General features: G+C 61.5%; 9 protein-coding genes. 7 read left to right on the top strand and 2 right to left on the bottom strand.

Annotated features, from left to right (window positions below; translation table 11 throughout):
- Window positions 1-114 precede the first annotated feature (114 nt).
- Window positions 115-492 (bottom strand): hypothetical protein, encoded by a 378-nt coding sequence (locus B0E55_RS31095; RefSeq protein WP_019749968.1) that lies wholly within the window; start codon window positions 490-492, stop codon window positions 115-117.
- 474 nt (window positions 493-966) lie between these two features.
- Between B0E55_RS31095 and B0E55_RS31085 the strand changes: the two genes are divergently transcribed.
- Both B0E55_RS31085 and B0E55_RS31080 read left to right on the top strand, forming a co-directional pair.
- Window positions 967-1,554: a hypothetical protein gene (locus B0E55_RS31085; protein ID WP_125461312.1), complete on the top strand. Its 588-nt coding sequence runs from the start codon at window positions 967-969 to the stop codon at window positions 1,552-1,554.
- A gap of 154 nt (window positions 1,555-1,708) precedes the next feature.
- A complete protein-coding gene (locus B0E55_RS31080; protein ID WP_080911170.1) occupies window positions 1,709-2,560 on the top strand; it encodes a TFIIB-type zinc ribbon-containing protein in 852 nt (283 codons plus the stop codon).
- A 125-nt stretch (window positions 2,561-2,685) separates the two neighbouring features.
- Here the strand turns inward: B0E55_RS31080 and B0E55_RS31075 are convergent, their stop codons facing one another.
- Complete coding sequence (locus B0E55_RS31075; protein WP_019749972.1) at window positions 2,686-2,982, bottom strand: hypothetical protein; 297 nt, start codon at window positions 2,980-2,982, stop codon at window positions 2,686-2,688.
- Between the two features lie 180 nt (window positions 2,983-3,162).
- On the opposite strand from B0E55_RS31075, the gene B0E55_RS31070 reads away from it, so the two are divergent.
- The 5 genes from B0E55_RS31070 (at window position 3,163) to B0E55_RS31050 (ending at window position 5,803) form a co-directional block, all read left to right on the top strand.
- Entirely contained in the window at window positions 3,163-3,660 is a 498-nt protein-coding gene (locus tag B0E55_RS31070; protein ID WP_019749973.1) for a hypothetical protein, read from the top strand.
- 415 nt (window positions 3,661-4,075) lie between these two features.
- On the top strand, window positions 4,076-4,309 hold the full coding sequence (locus tag B0E55_RS31065; RefSeq protein WP_019749974.1) for a hypothetical protein: 234 nt from the start codon (window positions 4,076-4,078) through the stop codon (window positions 4,307-4,309).
- Window positions 4,310-4,451: 142 nt separating this feature from the next.
- Window positions 4,452-4,832 carry a DUF6188 family protein gene (locus tag B0E55_RS31060; protein ID WP_241896197.1) on the top strand — a complete coding sequence of 127 codons (381 nt, stop codon included), beginning with the start codon at window positions 4,452-4,454 and terminating at the stop codon, window positions 4,830-4,832.
- Window positions 4,833-4,948: 116 nt separating this feature from the next.
- The gene (locus tag B0E55_RS31055; RefSeq protein WP_019749976.1) at window positions 4,949-5,299 is read left to right on the top strand and encodes a hypothetical protein; all 351 of its coding nucleotides are present in this window, start codon (window positions 4,949-4,951) and stop codon (window positions 5,297-5,299) included.
- Window positions 5,300-5,365: 66 nt separating this feature from the next.
- Complete coding sequence (locus tag B0E55_RS31050; protein WP_019749977.1) at window positions 5,366-5,803, top strand: hypothetical protein; 438 nt, start codon at window positions 5,366-5,368, stop codon at window positions 5,801-5,803.
- Window positions 5,804-5,903 lie beyond the last annotated feature (100 nt).

The following is a 5,903-nucleotide window of genomic DNA, read 5'->3' as shown; positions in this document are numbered from 1 at the left end:
ACACCCCTGCAGAGCGCCTGAGTGCTTTACTGGAAGTCTCGTAACCACGAGTGTTGCGACGATTGCTGGAATACAAGGCGGAGGAGGGAAGCAACACTTCTTCGGCGGAGAGGATTACCAGCTCTGGATGAAGAAGAACTGCTGCGAACCCCGCGCCGGGTTCAGCACGCCGAGAGAAATTTCTCCGCCTCGCGCTGCGGCTTCGTCAGCGAACTGGTCGAGGTGTCCTCGGACGCCGTCAGTACCTGCGTAAATCGATCCTGGGGCCACGCGCACACCGACCTGACTCGGCGTGGTGACAGATTCGATCGCATCGCCGGCGTTAACCTGACCGAACAACGCGGTCTCGCCCTGGTTCAGCTGAACCCCGATGCGCCCGTTGTCGTTGATCGGAGCGATAGCTGATGCTGTGCCTGCGCCGCTGAGCGCGATGGCTGCAATACCGGCGGGAATCAAAGCGGCTGCGGTAATCGTCTTGCGTAGGCGCGTCATTCAGCTTCTCCTTCATCAGGACCCGTTCCGGATGTAAGCATCCATGGGCCACGTTTGCCTGGTTCTTCCCGTCACAGTCAACGCCATCTCGCAAACATTGAGCAATCTAGTTGTTCGGTTTGAGATGCAACTCACTGTGGCTAAACCGTTGAAGTCTAAATTGTTTCAGCGAAACGGCTGGCCAGACCCTTGGATCTTTTTGGAAGCAACCCTCAGGCCGTTACATCTTCGTTACCTCATGGACAATGCATCTCCGTGGCGAGGAAAGCTCGGTCCTCCTCGGATGCTGATCGCCACTGCAACCCGGCAGGCCGTGATCACCGAGCGCACCAACGACCTGGCTAATCTGATGAATCAGCACAATCACGCTGATCGAACGACAAGTGGGACTGCAAAGAAGAGGCGAAACTCTCTGGTGGATCTATGCCGCCTGCGCGAACCGTGTCAAGGTGAGGATCTCATCCGGATGCGGGGGTGAGACGTTTGAAGGTGCAAGCCGAGCGCAAACACCGGGTCCGCAAGTTGCGGGACCTGGTCATTTTCGCGGTATTCGGGGCAGTCTGTGTAGCGCTTGTCGGTGCGCTGCTCTTTCTCAAGAGTCATGCCCCGGTCGCCGATGAGGACTCGACGTCGTCGCTGCTGTCCGTCGGATCCGGTGCGGCAGCCACCAATACACCGGCCCAGCGGCCGAGTCGGTGCTCGTCTGTACCCGGCAATCTGGCGACGGCCGGGACGGCACCGGAACTGTTCGTCGGCACCTGGCAGGACACCGCAGACTCTCGTTCGCGTATGACCTTCGCTGCTGACGGAACACTCACCACTTGCTATGAGGGAATGGATGCCACAAGATCGGGCACGTGGGAGCTGATTCCGACCGCTGAAGTCCCCGACATCGCCGATGCGGCAGCACAGTCCGCAGAACCAGCGTTGCACACCCAACTGACCTTCGACGGCCAGCACCCACGCGATCAATACTTGGGCATCGGCGAACTCACCACCGACACAATCCGATTGATTCACCTGCCACGTGGCAACACCCTCACCTACACACGTGTGCACTGACGTGTCGAGGACGACGCCACCGCAAGACAGGATTCGGGCCTACGCTGCCGACCCCAACGCCCTCGGTAGGTATACGAGAGGCCGCAAAACCATCACCTTCCACACAACCCGCCGAGGGTAACCATTTCTTCGACCGTGACCGCGGAGCACTGCGATGATCTACACCTGCCCGATCTGCGGCAACCCGAACCTCACCCGCCGCCCGTACAACGACGACGATACCTCGGCTTCCGACGAAATCTGCCCCTGCTGCGGATTCCAATTCGGGTACGACGACCACGCCTCGGGGCGCACGCACGCGGCGTGGCGCCGGCACTGGATCGACAGCGAAATGCCGTGGTTCACCCGCGGCCGCCGACCCCCACCAGGGTGGGACCCGGCCGCGCAACTGGCCGCGCAGATCGCGACCGAGAACCAGGAAGCGTTCGAACACCGCCCCGCCCACCCTCATCGCGAAATTCCTGCGTCGCCGACGTTCCCGTCGTACTCGGACCGGTTGCCGGAACCGCGGACGGGAGACGAACCGGACCTGCCCGTACAACCACACACCGCCCCGGCAGAGCTCGACCCGATCCGTCAATTTCACGCCGCAGCGTGGGAAGGTTCGCCCGAACAGCATGACAGTCACCACGCGGCGGTCGCCTACTACCGAAAACGGATCGCCCGTCCCGTCGGCTGGATCACCGACACGATCGCCCAACTTGTGACCACCTTCGCAGAGCAACTTCCGCGCACCGATCCTGATGCTGCGATCACGGTCAGCAAAAACGCACCGGACACCGACAGTCCCGCACAATTCACGGTTCACATCGCACCTGCGGGACCGCATGCCGGCAGCGAAGGGGCGTGGACGTGGCACATCGCTGTGAGCTTCGCCGCGATCTACATCAGCGGCGACGACCGGGCGACAAGCCTGATAGCCGCGACCTTCGTGCGGGCCGCCCAAAACCTCGGCCTCGTCTGCTTCGACCCCGGAACCGGACGGATCCTGCCGCTACCGAAGTAATCGTCCTACCTCGAAATCCGACGCCTCACAGAACAATCCACGAACTTGCAGGAGGATCCTTGGCGAAACTCGCACGCAACCTCATGTAGACCAGGCCTCATGCGGCGAGATGACGCATTCTCGGTTCAGTCAGCTGTTGAGTTCGCTGAGGTGGTGAGCGGGGACGCACAGTGCGCCAGCTCATGGATGGGGATCCGGGTGCCCACCATGGAGGGATGCATCGAGATCACCCACCGCTGCGAAACGGGACGGCCCACCTGGGACGCATATGACATCGCGTAGCTTTGACCCCCAGCATCGGAAACTTCGTCGCCGCCGAGCACGACCTCGACGGGAACGGCATGAGGGAATGCCTCTGCCCACCAACGACTTGCCGTCGCTTCCCGCACGAAGGCGACTGCCTCGTCAAATGTCAGCGGCACCTTGTCCCCCCCACGGACTCTTCGGCCGTGTAGACCCGCCAATCGCTCAATCCCTGCTCATACGGCACGAACTCAGACTACCGATGCGCCCCTGTTCGACCGCGACCGACGGACACGATCACGTGGGCAACACGCGTGATCCTCGACGGAATTCCTTGCCCGCGCTGATTCAATCGGATAATGATTACACGAGGCTTGGTCGATGCCGAGCACCACACATTCCTCATCTCCGCGGCCGACACCGATCCCACCGAGACCTACTCAGAGGGGCAGGTGTTCGACGCAGGCAACAACCTGATCTCTGTTCGCACCGGCATCGCTTACGGGCCGGTGCACGTCACCCTCGAACAGCTCTCCGGCGACGACGACATGTTTCTCAACGGTGGCCCCGCGATCGACCTCGACGCCTGGGAAAATATCGAAGAGGTCCACGTAGTGTGCCGCCAACCGATGCTCTTCATCACCTTGGCGAACGAAATCGTCGAGGAGTTCGGGGAACTCACCTCCCCCACCGGCGCGCGTTGCTTCCGTATCGCCACGCGAGGACGTGCCGAGCACTGGGACATGGACGTCGACTCCGCCACCGAGGACTATCTCATCCAGACTTGGCCCGCTGGCAGCCCGTCGATGATCCGCGAGATCAAAGCCTCCGACGGTGTGTGGCCCGTCGAACACTGAACCGGCGCCGGCCGACCACCCTGTCTGGGACGCGCGTTTTGAAGGACTGTTGTGATGTTGGTCGAAAGCAAGCCCTGGCCGAGTTTGCCAGCTCTCGACCTGGAAATTCACGCGCCTCGGCTGGTCACGGGGCAGGAGATTCGTGTCGTGGAAACAGTCATCAGAAGTACCCCTCTTGTCGGAGTTTCCTTCGGCGCAGAAGGTGATTCCCTTGTCATCGATGCCCTTCTATGTGGTGCGCCCAGAATCTTGTTCAACGTGGCGTCGATGCCGTTGGCAGTGGTGTCGAAGGAATCGGACGGACATCCGATCGTCTATGGCGTGGACGGGATGCTCCCCGACGGCGGTATCGACGAAATCCCCCTGCTGCCGGGGCTTCCCGAAGGGCCGATGGCGTTGTACCCGGGCTGGGCTGGTGTTGGGTGCCGACTTCCGCGTCCAGGCCCAGGCTTACCGTGTGGTGGGCGGGATCGTGTACATTTCGCTGCACTGCCGAACCGAGCAGGGGACGTTCATGGACTACGACGTCGCCTCGATCGCAGTCGATCTTCTTCGTAGTCGGGCTGACGGCAAATTCGACATCGACATCCTCGCCGCCTCCGGCGCTCCCTCCGCAGAAGGAAGACCCACGGCACCGCCGGTGGATTGAGGTCGAGGGCCGCGAAGTCGTTCCCGATTGCCGCCCTGGTCGACTGACGATCACATGACAGTGCACCGGCACTAAGTTCTCCCACCCCTGCAACCCATGCGGGGCGCAGCCGGGGTCGTCATATCCTTCTGACGTGAACGCGATGAATCTTCCAGGCGCCGGACAGCGGGTTGCCCGCGCCGAGGTCGGTCACGCCCTACAGTTCGAAACTGACGAGCGCGTTCGATACTTCGTCGAGGAGAATCCCGTGCTCACCCGCCCCGACGACACCGAGATCACCATCGACCTTCCCGCGCCTGCATCCGGGGTAGACATTGCGGCAGAACTGGTCGGCGCGACAATCGAACTCAGCACCTGCCCCGCAGACGGATCACTCGTCGTACTGTTCGACACCGGTGCCGTGTTGTCGGTGCCACCGTCGCCGGACTTCGAAAGCTTGAACGTCTCCGCACCCGGGAACGTGCTCGTCGTCTCGGCCCCTGGCGGGACGATCGCAGCGTGGAACTGGCCGGACCTCAACTGAAGTGACCATCCCCGAGACCAGCATCACCGCCCGGCGTCACGCGCACGGCGACACTTCGGCCGCATGATTAGGCCTTGTCGAACCTTCCTGAACGTCGAACATGAGGACACATCGCGATGACTTCCGATCCCCCGCAAGATTCTTCAGCCGACTCGCCAGATCACTATCCGCTGGTCCTCGAGGTAGCCGACGACTATGTCCACGGCCGAAGATCTCTGCACTCCTTGGTGACCTTCTACGAATCGATCGTCGACAAGTACGAGGAAGAACAGCGCGACCGGCATGAAGTCCTACGCTGGGCGTGGCTGCAGATCGAAATCATGAACGCTCTACGACACGATGATCCCAGTCGCGCACCGCAAGACGAGGCCGAAGTGTGCGAAACCATCGATGAGTTCGTGACCACATTCCGGTCGCTCTATTCCGCGTCAGCCGTCACCGATGATGCTGGCAATCAGCAAGTTTGATCGCTCGGTGAGGGTGGCGCTGACGACAGCGCCCCAACTCGACGGCACATGCCATGATCATGCCTCATGAGTGGCATTCGGATCGCGTGGCTTGCGTTGGCAATCGCGGTGGGGGTATTGGGATCTGCGAGCGCTCAGTGGCCGGTGTACGAAATCACCAGTTGCGAAATCGGTTTCGATTCGTTGAGTTCGGCGGTATGCCTCGGCACAGTTCACGAGTACTTCGGTCGCCAACTGTTCCTGGTGTTGGCTATTCCTGTGGCGCTGTGCATCGTTCCGGCAGTGATCCCGCGGCCTGTGGTGTCTTGGATCGTTGCCGGTGCGATGCTCTCCACTGCTGTGTGGGGCTTCGCCGTCGCGTTCAGCTCCACAAACCCGTCTCTGATAGCGATGGTGGGGAGTGTTCCGGCGGCCTTCCTTGCGTTGGTTCTCGCCGCGACCCATCAGCTGATTGCCGTGAGGGACAGGGCTGCCGCGGGGACTACGCTCCGAGCCCGACGTTAGTCCAGATGTCGAGGTAGGTGGAATAGTCAACGAAGTACGGGGGCTCGTCTGACGACCACACCACCCCTCGGACGGCGTCCCCGTCGATGTACAGGCAGAG

This window comes from Rhodococcus sp. 66b, from assembly GCF_002076325.1.
GTDB classification, from domain to species: Bacteria; Actinomycetota; Actinomycetes; order Mycobacteriales; family Mycobacteriaceae; genus Rhodococcus_F; species Rhodococcus_F erythropolis.
Note: the sequence above shows the minus strand (reverse complement) of the source record. Positions and strands in the feature narration are given on the sequence as shown.